Genomic DNA, 15,546 nt, shown 5'->3' with positions numbered 1-15,546 from the left:
TGAATGACTACTGAAACTTACCTGAATCATCCAAACTTTGGCCTCCTCTTCAGGGTATCCCAGGTTGAAGACAGCCAAGAATTATTTACCACCCTATACGCCCAGCGCCTATTTTTTTTGGTAACAAACGGCCCTGGCGGTCTGAGATTTGAACCCATCAGTCGCTCCGACGCTCGCCTCATGGTGGAAATTCGCCTGCGAACCCTGCGTCGCAGCGGTCAATATCAGGAGTACGACCAATTGCAGGCGATTCACAAGCGCACATTTCAATAGCGAAAATCAGTAATTGGTAATCGGTAATTGGTAATTTGGTAATTAGTAACTGTCTTAATTTTCCCAACCTCTAGTTTCCAGCGTTGAGCACCCATGACCATTGCCTCTCGAATTAACAGCATTCGCCAACAGTTGCCGGAATCCGTGCGGTTAATTGCCGTTACCAAACAGGTACCCACTGATGCTATCCGCGAAGCATACGAAGCCGGCATCCGGGATTTTGGCGAGAGTAAGGTTCAAGAGACTGCCGAAAAACAAAGCCAACTGCAAGATTTGCCGGATATCAACTGGCATTTGATCGGCCACTTGCAAGCCAACAAAGCAGCCAAGGCCCTAGAGCATTTCCAGTGGATTCACTCTCTCGACAACTTAAAACTCGCTCAGCGGCTCTCGCGCTTGGCGGGCGAACAGTCCTGCTCTCCCGAAGTCTGCCTGCAAGTCAAAATGTTGCCCGACCCCGACAAATTCGGCTGGAGCGTCCCAGAACTGCTTGCCGACCTCCCAGAACTCAACAAATGTCAGCATATCAAAATTCAAGGTTTGATGACAATACCTCCGCTGGGATTAGATGACTCGCAAATCTTAGAATTGTTTAACAGCACCCGCGAACTTGCTGACAAAATCGATCGGCAAAATTTGCCCCGCATTCAAATGCAGCAGCTCTCGATGGGGATGTCGGGAGATTATCATTTGGCAATTCAAGCAGGTGCTACTATGGTACGGCTAGGAACAAGCTTGTTTGGCTCTAGAAGAGGACAACTTGGGTTAAAAATAGAGTAGTTAGCCACCCGCGACTAACCCGCAACGCGAGTTATAGTCGGGGCAGCACAGTCGTGAAGGAGCTTAAATGGTGAACATTTTTTCTAAGCTACGAGATTTTGTAGGCTTCCCCAATGAGCCTGAGTACGATTACGAGTACGACGAAACCGAAGGCGATCGCTTTCAGAACGTCTACCAACCGCCTGAACCGAACGCCGCCGCAGCCGCAGCAGCAGAAGAAGAACGCCGCCAAAATCGCAGAATGCGGGAGCGGTCAGTAGTAGGATCGACAGGTACGGATGTTGTTGCACCAACCGGGGGAGTAGGGTCAGTAATGAATAACGTGATTGGAATGCCTGGAGCTATGAACGGGATTTCGGAAGTAGTAGTGATGGAGCCGCGCACTTTTGAAGAGATGCCGGCAGCAATTCGAGCTCTTAAAGAACGGAAGTCTGTGGTTTTGAACCTAACGGTGATGGACCCAGACCAAGCGCAAAGAGCTGTGGACTTTGTGGCGGGCGGTACTTACGCCCTTGACGGCCATCAAGAGCGAATTGGCGAAAGTATTTTCTTGTTTACGCCTAGCTGCGTGCAGGTGAGAACTCAGTCTGGTGTGGTTCACGAAGTGCCTCCCGCTCAAGGACGGCCCCGCGCTGCTGCTCCTGCACCGACAGTCTGGCCGGCAGAACAAGCTCAAATCGCTCAGTAGTTAGTTGACAGTTGACAGTTGACAGTGGTCAGTAGTCAGTAGTCAGTAGTCAGTAGTTAGTAGTCAGTAGTCAGTAGTCAGTAGTTAACAACTAATAACTGTGGAATAAAGACTGCGGATTAATAACATTAGCTAACAACTAAGTAACCAATGACAACTGATAACTGACAACTGACAACTGATAACTGACTGACAACTGACAACTGACAACTGACAACTGACTAATGACTAACATAAAATTTGGTACGATCGGCGGTGGGGTAATGGGAGAAGCTCTCTTATCCCGTTTAATAGCAGAAAAAGTTTATTTGCCTTCAGAAATATTGGTGAGCGAGCCTGGGGTAAAGCGCCGCGAGTTTTTGACTGAGAAATACGGGATTGGAACAACAGCCAGCAATCTAGAAGTTGCTGCCGCTACAGAAGTGCTGTTTTTGGCAATTAAACCGCAAGTTTTTGATACGGTAGCTTTGGAGTTGGCCGTGGCGGCCGATCGCAAACAGGGAAATAATGGAGAAACCGCTAATTCGCAGCCAGAAGCGGTGGTAGTGTCGATTTTGGCAGGAGTGCCGCTCAGCAAGCTCGAACCCGCGTTCCCGGGGCGGGGAGTGCTGCGTGTGATGCCGAATACTCCGGCAACGGTAGGAGCGGGAATGAGCGCGATCGCTCCGGGAAAACTTGTTCAACCGGCTGATTTAGAATTGGTAAAGCGCATCTTTCAGGCCGTGGGAGAAGTGGTAGAAGTGCCTGAGAGTATGCTGGATGCGGTGACGGGGCTTTCGGGTTCCGGGCCCGGTTATGTAGCAATTTTGATTGAGGCATTGACAGATGGAGGAGTTTGTGCAGGACTGCCGCGGGCGATCGCCTCTCAATTAGCCCTGCAAACAGTATTCGGTACGGCGAAACTGTTGCAAGAAACGGGAATGCACCCAGCAGAATTGAAAGATCGAGTTACAAGTCCCGGCGGCACGACTATTGCGGGAATTGCTAAATTAGAGAGTAGCGGCTTTCGATCGGCCCTAATCGAAGCAGTGAAAGCAGCTTGTTTGCGTTCTCAAGAATTAGGGAAATAAGTCAGGAATGACGCACAGAAACAATCAGAAATGAGTTCAATCGCAGTTTAAACCTGCCTCTGCCGCTGTCGGATACTTGACGGGAACAAAAGCGAGGCCGAACCGCTCTTTTGGACACTCTACAATATGTACTAAATCGCTGGGATGATTTTTCCGATCGCCATTTTCCGGCGAGTTAAACTGAATGGTTCCTGTTGCTCCCCAAGCCCTAAAATCAGGAGATGAAAGCGTTCTTTGCATTCCTTCGCGACTGGGTTCCTGCTGCATTTCCAATGCCTTTATGAGTGCGCGCGCTGCATCGTAACCTGAAGCTATACGAGTATTTCCCTCTTCTCCCCACAGCGAGCGAGCCTGTTGAGGAAATTCTTTGTTGGGGCTGTTTAAGGGATGCCAGCCGACAGAAAGGATTAGTTTTTTAAACAACTTTTGCGGTTGCCCAGATACAAATTCTAACATTTGCGGACACATCAGCATCCATGCCCCGGCAATCCAATTGCGATCGGCGTTAAGTTTTATTATCTCAAATGCGCTGTCTAAGGCTCCCGTAACATGAGGGTCTGGAACTAACACGATCGCAGTTTCTGCGTTCGCCTGGATTTCCTCGATCGCTCTTTGGGCGTTGAAGTCTGTTTTAAATAAATCGAAATCGCGAATGCAGACTATTTTTCCCCCTTGGCGGTCTCGAAAATACGTTGTGTACTCTTCCTTAAAAGATGCGCTGAATGGGCTTTCCTGATTGTATAAAATGGCTGCTTGTGTTTGATTTTTTGCGATGAGGTAGTCGGCTATATCTCTAGCGATTAAACTGCTCGTATATTGAGTCCGAAAGAAAAATTTTTTAGGCTCATCTGTCAGCTCTTCCGTGGCTGCACCCGGAGACATCAAAACCAGATTATTATTATTGTAAATATCTACCGTGTACATCGTCATCTCGCTGCTAGCGTGACCGACAACTGCTAAAATCTCCGGTTGATTTACCAGTGAGATTGCTCTTTGTCTTGCCTTTCTTTCATCGTTCCCATCGTCAGCAATAATTACTTTAAGTCCTTTGCCGTTAATGGCTTGACTTGGTAAAAAACCTCGACCGGGAAAGTCCCGATCGCTAGCATTGGACAGTCCCAAATTAACTTCTGTTTGCGCTTGAGCCACTCCGCGCAGAAATTCTTTTGCCTGAGCACCAAGCAGAGCAAAACTGTCCGGCTTTCTCCCACAAATGGGAATGGCTACAGCAATTGTGTAATAAGGAGCGTTGCTGACCTCCAGAAAAGCATTGTTCAGGTAAACTAAAGTTTCTGGATCTTTGCCGTATTCTCTATGCCACGATTGTTTGAATAAATTAAAAGCTTGCTCTGAATTTGAAGCTGCAAATTTTTCAACTCCTCTTTGCTTTAACCGAGGACGAGAACTGGTAAAGAGAATTCTTTCTCCGGCACTTAAATTATCTGGGAGGACTAAACGAGGGTTTGATCCCACAGGTGTCCTGCTGTCACTGGCGATCGAATATCCCACTCCCACCTGCGTCCCAATCTCAATCGGCGGTGAGGGCGATACCACCACCGATCGCAAATCCTGCAAAACATCAGCAGCGGATTGATAGCGATGGTTAAAGTGGTAGCGCACCATCTTATTTAAAACTTTTTCCAGCTTGTCGCTAATTTGTACCATCGGGCGATCGTCAATTGAGTAATGCCAGACGAGTTCCCCAGTTCTTTGATGATTAAAAAAGTCTTGAATATCTAAACCTGCGATCGCTTGAATGCCGATGATTCCCGCAGCATAGATATCGCTGTTAAATCTGGGCTGATTTGTCCACTGTTCGGCTGGCATATAACCCTCTGTACCAACGGCGCGAGTTTGAGTTATTTGACCGTTTTCGATCGCCAAAGTGCCGATCGCTTTTACTGCCCCAAAATCAATTAACACAATTTTGCCGTCAAGCTTGCGCCGGATTAAGTTTGACGGTTTAATATCTCGGTGAATAATACCTTGAGAGTGTACGCACTCTAAAACTGACAAAATGTCCAGCAATAAATCAATAACTGCTGACTCCTGAAACTGTCTGCCTGAAACGATTTCTTTGTTGAGCGGATTTCCGTCGATGTATTCTTGAATTAAGTAAAATTTTCCCTGTTCTTGAAAGCGATCTATCAACTTGGGAATCTGCGGACACTTATCGAGATACTTCAGGGTTTTAGCTTCTTTTTCAAATTGCTGTTGTGCTTCCTCCAACAGCCGCCCATCGTTAGATTCAGGAGGCGGAATTTCCTTGACGACGCACAGGGGATTTTCGGGGCTACCTAAAGCGTCGTTAGCCGTATAGGTTTTGGCAAACCCTCCCTCACCTAATTTACCGATTATTTGATAGCGATCGCGCAGAATATCCCCTGGCTTCAGGCACATAAGTTTTTTACAATCTCTCGACTCGCTGCACTCGTTGATGTTGATTTTACCATCGGGCGGGGACGGGTTTATATAGTTTACTCAATATAGTTGACTCGCCAGTATGTAAGGCCGCCCTCTGGGCGGTTCATGTACTGCCTAGAGGGTGGCGTTACGAAGAAAATTGAATCAACGAGTTCAATCGCACTTTAAACCTGCCGCTTTTGCCGTCGGATACTTGACGGGAACAAATGTGACGCCAAACTTTTCTTTCTCACACTTGACAATATGCACTAAATCTGGTCTAAAATTTTGGCGATCGCCCTTCGGATCAAACTCAATAGTTCCGGTTGCTCCTGTGGCGCTAAAATTCGGATCCGCAATAGTTTTCTGCATCCCTTCGCGGCTGGGTTGCGGTTGGTTTTCTATTGCTTTAATTAGCGTCAGAGTTGCATCGTAGGTTAAAGCAGTGCGGTGGTTGACGTTTCCTCCCCAAAGCTGTCGAGCATTTTCGTCAAATGTGGGGTTGGGAGCAGCTAAGGGATGCCAAGAGGATGATGTCACCAGTTTCTCAAAAGACTTTAACTGGGAGGCAGTTTCTAAGGTTTTCTGGCTGTAGATTCCCCCGGTTCCCACTACCCAATTGCGATCGCCATTGGCTTTAATAAGTGCCATCGCATTTTTGACTGCATCCGGGACATGACTCGTACTTAAGACGATCGCTGTTTTCTCGGTTCGCTCGATTTCTTGTAATGCTAGTTCAACGTTAAAATTTTTCTTACACAAATCGTATTCAGTGATGCTGACAATATTTCCTCCTGCTTTTCTAAACTGTTTTCTGAATTCTTCCCACAATGAAGAAGTAGCTTGAATCTCAGGACAGTAGAAACCCGCAGCTTTTTTGGAACCTGCCTTTTCAATCAGATAGTTCTTGAAGTTTTCAGCAGTAATTTGATGTCTAGGGACAGTGCGAAAGAAAAACTTCCGACGTTGTTCTGTTAATTGTTCCGTTGTACTCCCAGGCGAAATTAAGACTAAGTGATTTTCGTCATAAGTATCGACGGCATGCACAGTCATCTCGCTAGTATAGTGACCGACGACACCCAAAATATCGGTTTGCTTGACGAGTGAAGAGGCCCTAGCTTTTGCCTCTGTTTTCAGATTGGCATCGTCAGCGATAATGACTCTAATACCCTTGCCACTAATGGCTTTCCCTGCTAAAAAACTTTGACCGGGAAAGTCGTTATTGCGATCGGAATTAAAGAGTCCTACGTTGACTTCTGTTTGGGCCTGGGCAATGCCGCGCAACATTTCTCTAGCCAAATCAGAATTGACAGTACCTCCTTCGCTGTTGCTAATGGGAACGGCAACTGCCAGGGTGTAGTAATCAGCTTTTTTTGCCTTCAAAAGGGCATTATTCATGTAAATTAAAGTTTCTGGGTCTTTGCGTTCTTCTTCGTTCCACGATTGTTTTAATAAAGTAAAAGCTGATTGATAATCTGAAGCAAAAAAGTCATTAACTCCCCTTTGTTTCAATCGAGAAGCAGATGTTTTGATGAGGATTTCCTCGCCGCAACTCAAAGCATCTCCCTGGATTAAAGGACAAGTTTTAGGTGTGAAAATTTTGTGTATTAGAAATGCTCCTAGCCCGACGCATCCTGCGATCGCCGCGAACAAGCAGACTCTCAATATATGTCTCCACCTGCATGGAGGTTTCGGCGGTGTTAGCGATCGCAAATCCTGCAACACTTCAGCAACAGATTGATAGCGATCGTTAAAATGGTAGCGCACCATCTTATTTAAAAATTTTTTGAGAGGCTCGCTAATTTGTATCATCGGGCGATCGTCTGCTGAGTAGTGCCAGATCAGTTCCCCAGTGCTTGTATGATGACAAAGTTCTTTAATATCGAACCCTGTGATAGCTTGAATACCGATGATTCCCGCAGCATAGATATCGCTGTTAAATCTGGGCTGATTTTTCCACTGTTCGGCCGGCATATAACCCTCTGTACCAACAGCACGAGTTTGAGTTATTTGGCCGCCCTCGATCGCCAAATTGCTAATACCTTTTACTGCCCCAAAATCAATTAACACAATTTTGCCGTCAAGCTTGCGCCGGATTAAGTTTGACGGTTTAATATCTCGGTGAATAATACCTTGAGAGTGTACGCACTCTAAAACTGACAAAATGTCCAGCAATAAATCAATAACTGCTGACTCCTGAAACTGTCTGCCTGAAACGATTTCTTTGTTGAGCGGATTTCCGTCGATGTATTCTTGAATTAAGTAAAATTTTCCCTGTTCTTGAAAGCGATCTATCAACTTGGGAATCTGCGGACACTTATCGAGATACTTCAGGGTTTTAGCTTCTTTTTCAAATTGCTGTTGTGCTTCCTCCAACAGCCGCCCATCGTTAGATTCAGGAGGCGGAATTTCCTTGACGACGCACAGGGGATTTCCAGGGCTGTCCAAGTCGTTAGCCGTATAGGTTTTAGCAAACCCTCCCTCACCTAATTTAGCGATAATTCGGTAGCGATCGCGCAGAATATCCCCTGGATTCAGACACATAAATTGTTCCATCCCCTTAACTCGCTGCACTCGTTGGTGTCGAGCGTACCACAAATATGACTTTTATGAACTCAAAGTTATGACTTTTATGAACTCAAAGTTATGAATATATGAATTGATTTTAAGAGTGGCTTATTTAATAATCTTGGCATCTGAGATTTTAGGGAGAAAATATTTTATGGCTTTACAAAGAGACCCATCAGGATCGTCGCGCTTCTTTGGGGACAATACATCCGAATACGTAGATTTACGGGTCGGAAGTGGAGGAATTTCCTCTGGGGGAGTTTTGCTGCTGGGAGGTGACGATACAATCGATGGCGCAATAACCAACGATTTGATTTTTGGCAATGAGGGGGAAGATATTCTCAGAGGGATTTTTGGCAACGATTCTTTATTCGGGGGAAAAGGGAAAGACGCAATATTGGGAGGGGACGGAAATGACTCTATCAACGGCGGTCAAGATGGAGATGTGCTTTTTGGTGACGCAGGAAATGATGTTTTATTGGGCGGTAAAGGCAATGATTTTTTAGTCAGCGGTAGCGGAAATGACACTCTGGTGGGAGGTTTGGGTCGCGACATCTTACTGTCGGCGCAGGAGAATGGTTCATTCAAAATCGGGGGTACTAATTTGTACGTTCTCCAAACAGAACCCGGAGTTACAGATATCAATAATGCCGACATTATTTTAAATTTCAGAAACGCTTTTGATAAAATTGGATTAGCAGACGGTTTGACGGTGAATGATATAGTGTTGGAAAATTTGCCAAATGTACTCATTACAGTACAGTTTGAAGTTCCGCAATCTGCGGGTTATTTGTTCACGCCCGCTCAATTAAAACCCACATCGATGGTGACTTCAGGGACTGCTATCAAACTCAGGAATTCAGGAGAATTCATCGGTTTTGTGGAGGCTGTAACGCCTGCTCAACTGCAAAACAGCATTCTAAACAGCATTATCTCAGTTCAGGGATTCTAAGCTGTAGAATGCGCTGCAAAGCATCCTGCAAAAGCTTAAATCGAAGATTGGACAGAGAAAGAGTAATCTGCAACCAGCGGTACAACCATACTAATTACCGATCGCTAGCTGCTGTTTCCAATTTCTCTCCAATCCTCGGTTCAGTACCGTTCAAAAGCCGCTGAATATTGCTCCGATGTCGGACAATTACAAATACGCCCCCAGCAATGCCAAACAATACATAAGCTAGCGGCTGATGTAAAGCAAACATCAATCCAGCCACGCTAATTGCTCCGATAATCGAGCTTAAAGAAACAATTCGCGACACCGCAAACACGATTCCAAAAATTCCGAAGGTTCCTAAACCAACAGGCCAGTACAAACCGAGCAAAACTCCCAAACTCGTAGCGACAGATTTGCCGCCAGTAAACCCCAGCCAGATTGATTTGCTGTGGCCCAAAATAGCAGAGAAACCCGCCAAAGTTGCCATCCAAGGGATGACAGTTGCAGTATTTTCTAAACCGGCGGCGGTTGCTAGCTGCTGGGTAAAACTGAGAGAGTAAATGTAGCGGATTAGGACGATCGCACTTACCCCCTTCAACACGTCAACCAGCAACACCCCCAACCCCGGCCACTTCCCCAAAGTTCTCAGTACGTTAGTCGCACCAGTCGAACCCGAACCAACCTCTCGAATATCAATTCCTAGCATCCATTTCCCCAAGGCGTACCCAGTCGGAATCGATCCCAGCAGATAAGCTGCTATTAGCAATGCGCCATTTAAAATTATCCAGCTAGCCATTTTTTAATTTGAAATTTGTTTTACAGGAGAAGGAAGTTCGGCAATGGATTCTGTAACGGATGGAATAAGGAAGAAGCAATTCCGGTTAATTTCACCGGGATTTTCTTCAGTCCCCGCCGGCGGACTTTGTTTGTACAGCAGGGAATTTTATTCGCCCGGAATCGCTCAAAATTCTTTAGCCGTCGTCAAACTTTGCGGGTCAGAAGCAAAAGCCAGCCACATCGGAAATTGCAGCATTGACAAACTAATTAAATCCTCAGTTTCATCAATGACAATTAGCGGCAATTTGCCATCTTTAACCAGTCGATCGGCTTTTTGAGCCAAAGCTTCCGCAGACTCAAACATAATAATCCCGCGTTCCGGGCCGAAATCGCTGCGAGTAATGCCCAAACAATCTTGCAAACCCCGACGCCACTCTCCCAAACGTTCTGGACTGTTGGCGAGCACCAAAGTCCGCACCCGTCCACCGTAGACGCTTCTGAGCACAGAAATAATTGTCGAAGTAATCAAGATATTTTGCAAGCGCGAACCCATAGTGCGCAAAGCACCTCTTCCTCCTTGAGTGAAAAACCAGTTAGAAACTCGTTCCGCGTGGATGGGTTCAAAAGTGCGGCGGAGTTGCCAAGGCGGGCCGTAGTAGTCGGGGACAGTGCGATATTGGTCGAGGGTACGGCGAATTTGTTTGGCTTGTTCTTGAAATCCCTGTTCGGCAAATCGGGGATTTACGGGTGCTGAAGATTCAGACTCCTCAGCAGGAATTTGCTTGGGCGTCTCTTGCGCCGGTGGCGTCAAATCTAAGAATTCGGCGGTAGCGGCCAAATCCTGCAAACTGCCGACAAGATAGTCTTTGAAACCCTGGACTCGAATTGCTAAATCTTGGGAGACGCCGGCAAAAGTGGTGCGCATTTCCTTTTGAATTCGATCGCGCCGGCGTTCGAGTTTTTCTACTTCGATTTGCAGTGCTTGTTTGCGCTGATCTAATTGAATCAAGCCGTCTTGTACCAAACGCCCGATCGATGCTTGAGCCTCGCCCAACGCTTCTAAGGCCTTGGCTTTGTCGGCTTCCAAGGCGGCAATTTTTTCAGTCAAATTTTGTTCTTGCTGCTGCAATTCTTTGACTCTCTCTGCCAACTGTTCGGTAACATTTTCTGAGATGCGCGTTACCGTGTCTGCGGTTGCTGTTGGCGGGGAGTCGCTTGGAGGATCGATTTGAGCGATGGGACTTTGTGATTCGGCATCGTCGGTGTCGATCCCGATTTGGGCGAGTGCGCCTGCTTCGTTCACGAATTCGGCGATTTCGGCATCTGCCTCGCCCAGCGGCGGGTCTGTTTCGCCCGGGAGTTGGGCGGCGGACTCCTGAAGCTCGATCGACAAATCCGGTGTTTGAGATGGAAGTTGGTACTCCGTCTGATTCACGGGTAAATTGACTTCGCCGTCAGCGGTTGGGGCGGCTGGTTGTGCTTGCGGTTCTTGAGTTGGAGATTCGTCTGAATTCATGGGAAATTTGGTTCGGCGTAGGGCACGGAAAAGTTAAAAATTTAAAATTAACAACTTTTTTAGTCTTGACGGGGACAGCGCTGTTCTAAGCAGGTCTGTAGCATTTTACGATCGAATAGAATCGGGAAAGAGTGAATGCTGTTAATTTCTTTGAAGTAAAACCAAATCGGCACAGCGGGCCACAATATGCGCCAATTTTGCCATTCTCGGTAAGGAAAGCGGCGGATTAATTTGGACATTCGATAAATGTCCAAATCGGTTGGGGTAAATTGCAGCCGGAGGGTGGCGGCTTGGTACATCAGAAACAAGCCGAACAGCGAAACCGACAAACTCGCCCACTTCTGCACGAACAGCAGCGGTACGGCGGCCAGTACCAAAGCTAGGGGAAGCGCATAACTCGGAGCGAGTTCGATCGTATTTGTCGGCGCAGTCGAAGAGGCAGTTGTAGTCACGGGTTTAAATCAAGGGTAGTAAAGGAATGTTGCCAATTATTCATATTTTATCTGTTTCCTAGCTTACAAGCCTTTGAGTACGCTAGAGCCCGTCCCCTGAAACATCAGCCAAGTCATGAAAAAGTTCACAATAAAAATAGCCAGTAAAGCCGTCACCACCGCCGTAGTAGTCGATTGACCGACGCCTTTTGCCCCGCCGGTGGTGGTCAAACCCCAGCTAGTGCCGATTACAGCAATCAAACCACCGAACACAAAAGCCTTAATTGCCGCGCTGCAAATATCCCACAGACTCAGGAAATTGCGGACTGATTCTAAAAACACGCTTTGAGAGATGCCGTACATCGTCGTAGCAATCAGCAGTCCGCCGATGATGCCGGTGAAGAGAGACAAGATGGTTAAAATTGGCAGCATCAAGCAGCAAGCAAGGACGCGGGGAATTACTAAATAGTCGATCGGGTCTGTTCTGAGCATCAGCAGGGCATCTATCTGCTCTGTTACCTGCATCGTGCCGATTTCCGCCGCAAAAGCCGAACCTACCCGTCCCGTTACGATCACGGCTGTTAACACGGGGCCGAGCTCGCGAGTCAAAGACAAAGCCAAAACGCCGCCGACGACATTGCCGGCCCCGAGGTTAATAAACTCTCTCGCTACCTGAATAGTAAATACCATGCCGACAAAACCCGCAGTCAGCAAAGCAATCAGCAGAGATTCCGGGCCGACTGCTGCCATTTGGTCGAGCGTGTTGCGCCGGTGAATTTTGCGCGTCAGCAAGTGCAGCATGACTTGGCCGCCCAATAAAATTGCTGCCAGCAACCGCTGACTCCACAAACTGAGGCTCGAAGATTTAGTGGTGCTCAAGGGGATTTCGAGTATAGAACAACTGCCAAAAATGAAATCTATCTACAAATCTTAAACAAGTTTTTTCTATAACATTTAAGATTTCTGACAGAACCGGCCACTGAGGGCGATCGCTGCCTATCGTAGAAAAGGACAAGTTTTGTTTGCTTGCACCGTTCGGCAGTTTAGCTGAATTTACTGACTATTATGAGCATTTTTCCCAATTTTCTTCGCTCTGTACTGCTGACGAGCCTGTTGAGCTTTGTCGCCCCCTTATTGTTAATCGGCGCGGGATTGACTAGCTTTTCCTTGATCCGTCTTGTGCCTGCTCTCCAAGGGGTCGGTCGTTCTGGAGAAGACCTGATTTTGCAGTTCTTAGCTACTTTCGGCAGCGGCTGTCCCCTCCAGGGATTTTTAGTTATCGGTCTAACTTTTGGTTTGGTGGGTGCTTTGTTTGATACCTACGCTTCTTATCAGCATTCGCGGTGGGGTTAACCGATCTGAGATTGGAGATTTTAAATTTTAGATTTTAGGTGGGAACTTCTAGATGCAATCTAAAATCTAAAGTTGTTTGGCTGAGGTGCGATCGGATACCCGCACCTGGGATGATTTTACAATACCGCTCGCGAATGTTCGGAAATGCGATCGGCTTTTTTGCGGAAAACCGAATCCCCCAATTTCGGGAGCTGAAATATATTAAATACAGGTTGAGTCAAGTGTTTCTCAATCTCTCAAAATTTCAGATAGTCGAGGTATTAGTTATGGCACTTATTCGTTGGGAACCTTTGCGGGAAATGGACTCCTTGCAGCGAGAAATGAATCGGTTGTTTGATAGCTTGACTCCGGCAACCGATCGCGCATCTAACGGTGTTGCTTTTGTACCCCCCGCCGAACTCGATGAAACTCCCGAAGCCATCCACCTTAAATTAGAAATTCCGGGCATGGAAGCTAAGGATTTGGACGTACAAGTAACCGCAGAAGCTGTTGCAATTAGCGGCGAACGCCGTCACGAAAGTAAGAGTGAAGATAAAGGCATGACTCGCTCTGAGTTCCGCTACGGTTCGTTCCGCCGGGTGATTCCCCTACCCGCGCGAGTTCAAAATGACAGCGTAGAAGCTGAGTACAAAAATGGAGTTTTGCACCTGAATTTGCCCAAAGCGGAAGCGGAAAAGAACCGCGTGGTTAAAGTTCAACTCGGCTAATAAATAATTGTTGGCTAATAGCTGATAGATAGGGCGTGCGGTGCGCGCCCTATTTGTTTGGGGAATTGGGAATTGGGAATTGGTAATTGGGCCGAAAAGCATTGGGCATTGGTAATTGGCCATTGCGAGTTTGAGGAATGATTCTTCCTTTTTCCTTCTTCGTTCTTCCATCCATCCGTTACATCCTCAGAAAGCGAATCCGTTGCCGAACTTCCTTGTTCCGATTCTTCAACCGTGCTAAACTCCAATAAGCAATGGTTGGTGAGGAGACTTGCGTGCCGAGTCAGGGAGTGGGAGGAAATGGAATTGCTTCTGAGTTTGGAGACTTAACCGGGATGACTCGCCAAGAAGTCGATGATTTCTTGCGCGGATTGGGTGCAGAAATCAGAACTACTAGAGAGGGTTATGTTGAATATAAATTTTTTGATAAGTCAACAGTAATGATCCGTCCTAACGGTGAAGTGATTAGAACGCCTGCACCGAAATATGGCTCGGATGGAAGAAATATCAACAAAGGTTTGCGTCTCGATAGAGATGGTAATTTATTGCGGACGAAAGACGAATTTGGTAATTTAATTCCAGGTACTCACAATACGGGAGAAAAATTAAATGAGTGATTGGAAGGATGACTATAACTTGCTTGGATTGGGTGGCTTTACATCTTTAATCACAAAAGTCAACGTATCTTTATGGGGAAACGAAGTATTAATTGAATGCGTCTACAATCCCGAAGAAAGATTGCCTTATATCCTGGCATTCAAAGACTGTCGCGATATCAGTTGGACTGTACACGATGAAGGGGCAGTTGGCGAACTGGAAGCTGAATTCTTCGGAATTTCATTGGGCGAGCCGGAACACCGCAAGCCGGCGGTGATTACTACAGATATTTTTGAAATTTCAATTTTGTACGGCAGTTTTAGCATTCACAAGGGAGAAAACCTAAATGCTCAAGTAGAAGATTTAGAAACAGAGGATTGGGGTATCACAATCACCAGCAGCAGTATTGTAGAAATTGTAAACCCCCGCGCGGTTAAATTGCCAAGCCGTTAGTAATATTATGTCGTGTAAAATAACTATTACAGTCATGGACGCACTCCGACTCCTCGAAACTGGGTTTTTTACCTAATCTGCGGGTTTTAACGAAGTATTTTCGTAAAAAACCCGGTTTCTGGGCCCCCATGCGTAAGTCCTATATTATTAGGTTTGTAGTGAGGACTGAATTCCTCATCAAAAATCTGAGGATTGAAGTCCTCACTACAAAAGAATTACCAATTTTTCAAAAAAGACAGTAGGTATTGTTGCCCGCCTCAGTTTACGATACTTAATAGAACTTTTTTCCCAGATGAGGTAAAACACAATGCCTGATATTGTTGATATTGCCGTAGGTGCGGGTTCGTTCCAAACCCTCGTAACAGCCGTGCAAGTAGCTAATTTAGTAGACGCGCTCAAAAGTCCGGGCCCTTTTACTGTCTTTGCACCCAATGACGATGCTTTTGCAAAATTGCCACCGGGAACTATCACAACCCTAGTGCAGAACGTTCCCCAACTGACTAGGATTTTGATGTTTCATGTCGTCTCCGGCAAGTTTATGAAAGCTGATTTGGCAAAACTCGGTTTTGTTACTTCCTTGGAAGGTTCGCCGATTAAAATTGATTGTTCTGACGGTTTTGAGGTGAAAAATGCTACTGTTGTCGCTGCGGATATCGAAGCTGATAACGGCGTCATCCATGTGATCGATAACGTGATTTTAATGGGGTAGTTTCACCATCCCACGATTTTCGATTTTCAATTTTCGATTGACTCTACAGATGAATTTGAGGGTTTGAACTTTGGTCTAAACTTTTTTGAATTTAACCACGAAAGTCTGGAGCTTGCATCTGTCTGTGGGTGTAAGGTTAAGTCGGGCAATGGGAGCGAAAGCTTGCATAGAGCAGTGTCTCTTTGCTCCCGATCGCGCCCTTTTTTTTAGCGGTTGAAGGTAATATCAATATCATAAAGTTGTCTTTTGGCCGCATATGCCGCATATATTTTCAAATCATTGTTTAC

Annotated in this window: 16 protein-coding genes; 10 read left to right on the top strand and 6 right to left on the bottom strand. The window is 46.3% G+C overall.

Going from position 1 to position 15,546, the window contains the following annotated elements; all coding sequences use genetic code 11:
• Positions 1–3 precede the first annotated feature (3 nt).
• From pipX to proC, 4 genes are all read left to right on the top strand, one after another.
• The gene (pipX, locus tag QUB30_RS11485; protein ID WP_333240037.1) at positions 4–273 is read left to right on the top strand and encodes a transcriptional coactivator PipX; all 270 of its coding nucleotides are present in this window, start codon (positions 4–6) and stop codon (positions 271–273) included.
• Between the two features lie 93 nt (positions 274–366).
• Entirely contained in the window at positions 367–1,053 is a 687-nt protein-coding gene (locus tag QUB30_RS11480; protein WP_333333249.1) for a YggS family pyridoxal phosphate-dependent enzyme, read from the top strand.
• A 67-nt stretch (positions 1,054–1,120) separates the two neighbouring features.
• Positions 1,121–1,741, top strand: coding sequence for a cell division protein SepF (locus tag QUB30_RS11475; RefSeq protein ID WP_333333247.1), 621 nt, complete (start codon positions 1,121–1,123; stop codon positions 1,739–1,741).
• Positions 1,742–1,965: 224 nt separating this feature from the next.
• Positions 1,966–2,811, top strand: coding sequence for a pyrroline-5-carboxylate reductase (proC, locus tag QUB30_RS11470; protein ID WP_333333245.1), 846 nt, complete (start codon positions 1,966–1,968; stop codon positions 2,809–2,811).
• 36 nt (positions 2,812–2,847) lie between these two features.
• Here the strand turns inward: proC and QUB30_RS11465 are convergent, their stop codons facing one another.
• Complete coding sequence (locus QUB30_RS11465) at positions 2,848–5,211, bottom strand: bifunctional serine/threonine-protein kinase/ABC transporter substrate-binding protein (RefSeq protein WP_333333243.1); 2,364 nt, start codon at positions 5,209–5,211, stop codon at positions 2,848–2,850.
• A 177-nt stretch (positions 5,212–5,388) separates the two neighbouring features.
• Positions 5,389–7,812, bottom strand: coding sequence for a bifunctional serine/threonine-protein kinase/ABC transporter substrate-binding protein (locus QUB30_RS11460; RefSeq protein ID WP_333333241.1), 2,424 nt, complete (start codon positions 7,810–7,812; stop codon positions 5,389–5,391).
• Between the two features lie 124 nt (positions 7,813–7,936).
• On the opposite strand from QUB30_RS11460, the gene QUB30_RS11455 reads away from it, so the two are divergent.
• On the top strand, positions 7,937–8,734 hold the full coding sequence (locus QUB30_RS11455) for a calcium-binding protein (RefSeq protein WP_333333239.1): 798 nt from the start codon (positions 7,937–7,939) through the stop codon (positions 8,732–8,734).
• Positions 8,735–8,828: 94 nt separating this feature from the next.
• On the opposite strand, the gene plsY is transcribed toward QUB30_RS11455, so the two are convergent.
• From plsY to QUB30_RS11435, 4 genes are all read right to left on the bottom strand, one after another.
• The gene (gene plsY, locus QUB30_RS11450; protein ID WP_333333237.1) at positions 8,829–9,512 is read right to left on the bottom strand and encodes a glycerol-3-phosphate 1-O-acyltransferase PlsY; all 684 of its coding nucleotides are present in this window, start codon (positions 9,510–9,512) and stop codon (positions 8,829–8,831) included.
• 165 nt (positions 9,513–9,677) lie between these two features.
• Positions 9,678–11,009: a DUF3086 domain-containing protein gene (locus QUB30_RS11445; protein ID WP_333333235.1), complete on the bottom strand. Its 1,332-nt coding sequence runs from the start codon at positions 11,007–11,009 to the stop codon at positions 9,678–9,680.
• Between the two features lie 59 nt (positions 11,010–11,068).
• Positions 11,069–11,461 carry a DUF3119 family protein gene (locus tag QUB30_RS11440; protein ID WP_333333233.1) on the bottom strand — a complete coding sequence of 131 codons (393 nt, stop codon included), beginning with the start codon at positions 11,459–11,461 and terminating at the stop codon, positions 11,069–11,071.
• A gap of 63 nt (positions 11,462–11,524) precedes the next feature.
• Positions 11,525–12,319, bottom strand: a complete 795-nt coding sequence (locus QUB30_RS11435) for an MlaE family lipid ABC transporter permease subunit (protein ID WP_333333231.1) — start codon at positions 12,317–12,319, stop codon at positions 11,525–11,527.
• A gap of 186 nt (positions 12,320–12,505) precedes the next feature.
• Between QUB30_RS11435 and QUB30_RS11430 the strand changes: the two genes are divergently transcribed.
• The 5 genes from QUB30_RS11430 (at position 12,506) to QUB30_RS11410 (ending at position 15,259) form a co-directional block, all read left to right on the top strand.
• Positions 12,506–12,793, top strand: coding sequence for a hypothetical protein (locus QUB30_RS11430; RefSeq protein WP_333333229.1), 288 nt, complete (start codon positions 12,506–12,508; stop codon positions 12,791–12,793).
• 266 nt (positions 12,794–13,059) lie between these two features.
• Positions 13,060–13,500, top strand: coding sequence for an Hsp20/alpha crystallin family protein (locus QUB30_RS11425; RefSeq protein ID WP_333333340.1), 441 nt, complete (start codon positions 13,060–13,062; stop codon positions 13,498–13,500).
• A 254-nt stretch (positions 13,501–13,754) separates the two neighbouring features.
• Complete coding sequence (locus tag QUB30_RS11420) at positions 13,755–14,117, top strand: hypothetical protein (protein ID WP_333333227.1); 363 nt, start codon at positions 13,755–13,757, stop codon at positions 14,115–14,117.
• On the top strand, positions 14,110–14,550 hold the full coding sequence (locus QUB30_RS11415; protein ID WP_333333225.1) for a hypothetical protein: 441 nt from the start codon (positions 14,110–14,112) through the stop codon (positions 14,548–14,550). The genes QUB30_RS11420 and QUB30_RS11415 overlap by 8 nt, the downstream gene beginning before the upstream one ends.
• A 307-nt stretch (positions 14,551–14,857) precedes the next feature.
• Positions 14,858–15,259, top strand: coding sequence for a fasciclin domain-containing protein (locus QUB30_RS11410; protein ID WP_015178455.1), 402 nt, complete (start codon positions 14,858–14,860; stop codon positions 15,257–15,259).
• Positions 15,260–15,546: the final 287 nt, after the last annotated feature.

The organism is Microcoleus sp. BROC3, from assembly GCF_036702515.1.
Taxonomy (GTDB): domain Bacteria; phylum Cyanobacteriota; class Cyanobacteriia; order Cyanobacteriales; family Microcoleaceae; genus Microcoleus.
This window is presented reverse-complemented; position numbering and strand designations above follow the sequence as displayed.

Excerpts from the sequence above, each read along its gene's own strand:
- proC (WP_333333245.1), top strand. The coding sequence starts at position 1,966 with ATGACTAACATAAAATTTGGTACGATCGGCGGTGGGGTAATGGGAGAA.
- QUB30_RS11445 (WP_333333235.1), bottom strand. The coding sequence starts at position 11,009 with ATGAATTCAGACGAATCTCCAACTCAAGAACCGCAAGCACAACCAGCC.
- QUB30_RS11425 (WP_333333340.1), top strand. The coding sequence starts at position 13,060 with ATGGCACTTATTCGTTGGGAACCTTTGCGGGAAATGGACTCCTTGCAG.
- plsY (WP_333333237.1), bottom strand. The coding sequence starts at position 9,512 with ATGGCTAGCTGGATAATTTTAAATGGCGCATTGCTAATAGCAGCTTAT.
- QUB30_RS11465 (WP_333333243.1), bottom strand. The coding sequence starts at position 5,211 with ATGTGCCTGAAGCCAGGGGATATTCTGCGCGATCGCTATCAAATAATC.
- pipX (WP_333240037.1), top strand. The coding sequence starts at position 4 with ATGACTACTGAAACTTACCTGAATCATCCAAACTTTGGCCTCCTCTTC.
- QUB30_RS11480 (WP_333333249.1), top strand. The coding sequence starts at position 367 with ATGACCATTGCCTCTCGAATTAACAGCATTCGCCAACAGTTGCCGGAA.
- QUB30_RS11415 (WP_333333225.1), top strand. The coding sequence starts at position 14,110 with ATGAGTGATTGGAAGGATGACTATAACTTGCTTGGATTGGGTGGCTTT.
- QUB30_RS11475 (WP_333333247.1), top strand. The coding sequence starts at position 1,121 with ATGGTGAACATTTTTTCTAAGCTACGAGATTTTGTAGGCTTCCCCAAT.
- QUB30_RS11410 (WP_015178455.1), top strand. The coding sequence starts at position 14,858 with ATGCCTGATATTGTTGATATTGCCGTAGGTGCGGGTTCGTTCCAAACC.
- QUB30_RS11420 (WP_333333227.1), top strand. The coding sequence starts at position 13,755 with ATGGTTGGTGAGGAGACTTGCGTGCCGAGTCAGGGAGTGGGAGGAAAT.
- QUB30_RS11455 (WP_333333239.1), top strand. The coding sequence starts at position 7,937 with ATGGCTTTACAAAGAGACCCATCAGGATCGTCGCGCTTCTTTGGGGAC.
- QUB30_RS11430 (WP_333333229.1), top strand. The coding sequence starts at position 12,506 with ATGAGCATTTTTCCCAATTTTCTTCGCTCTGTACTGCTGACGAGCCTG.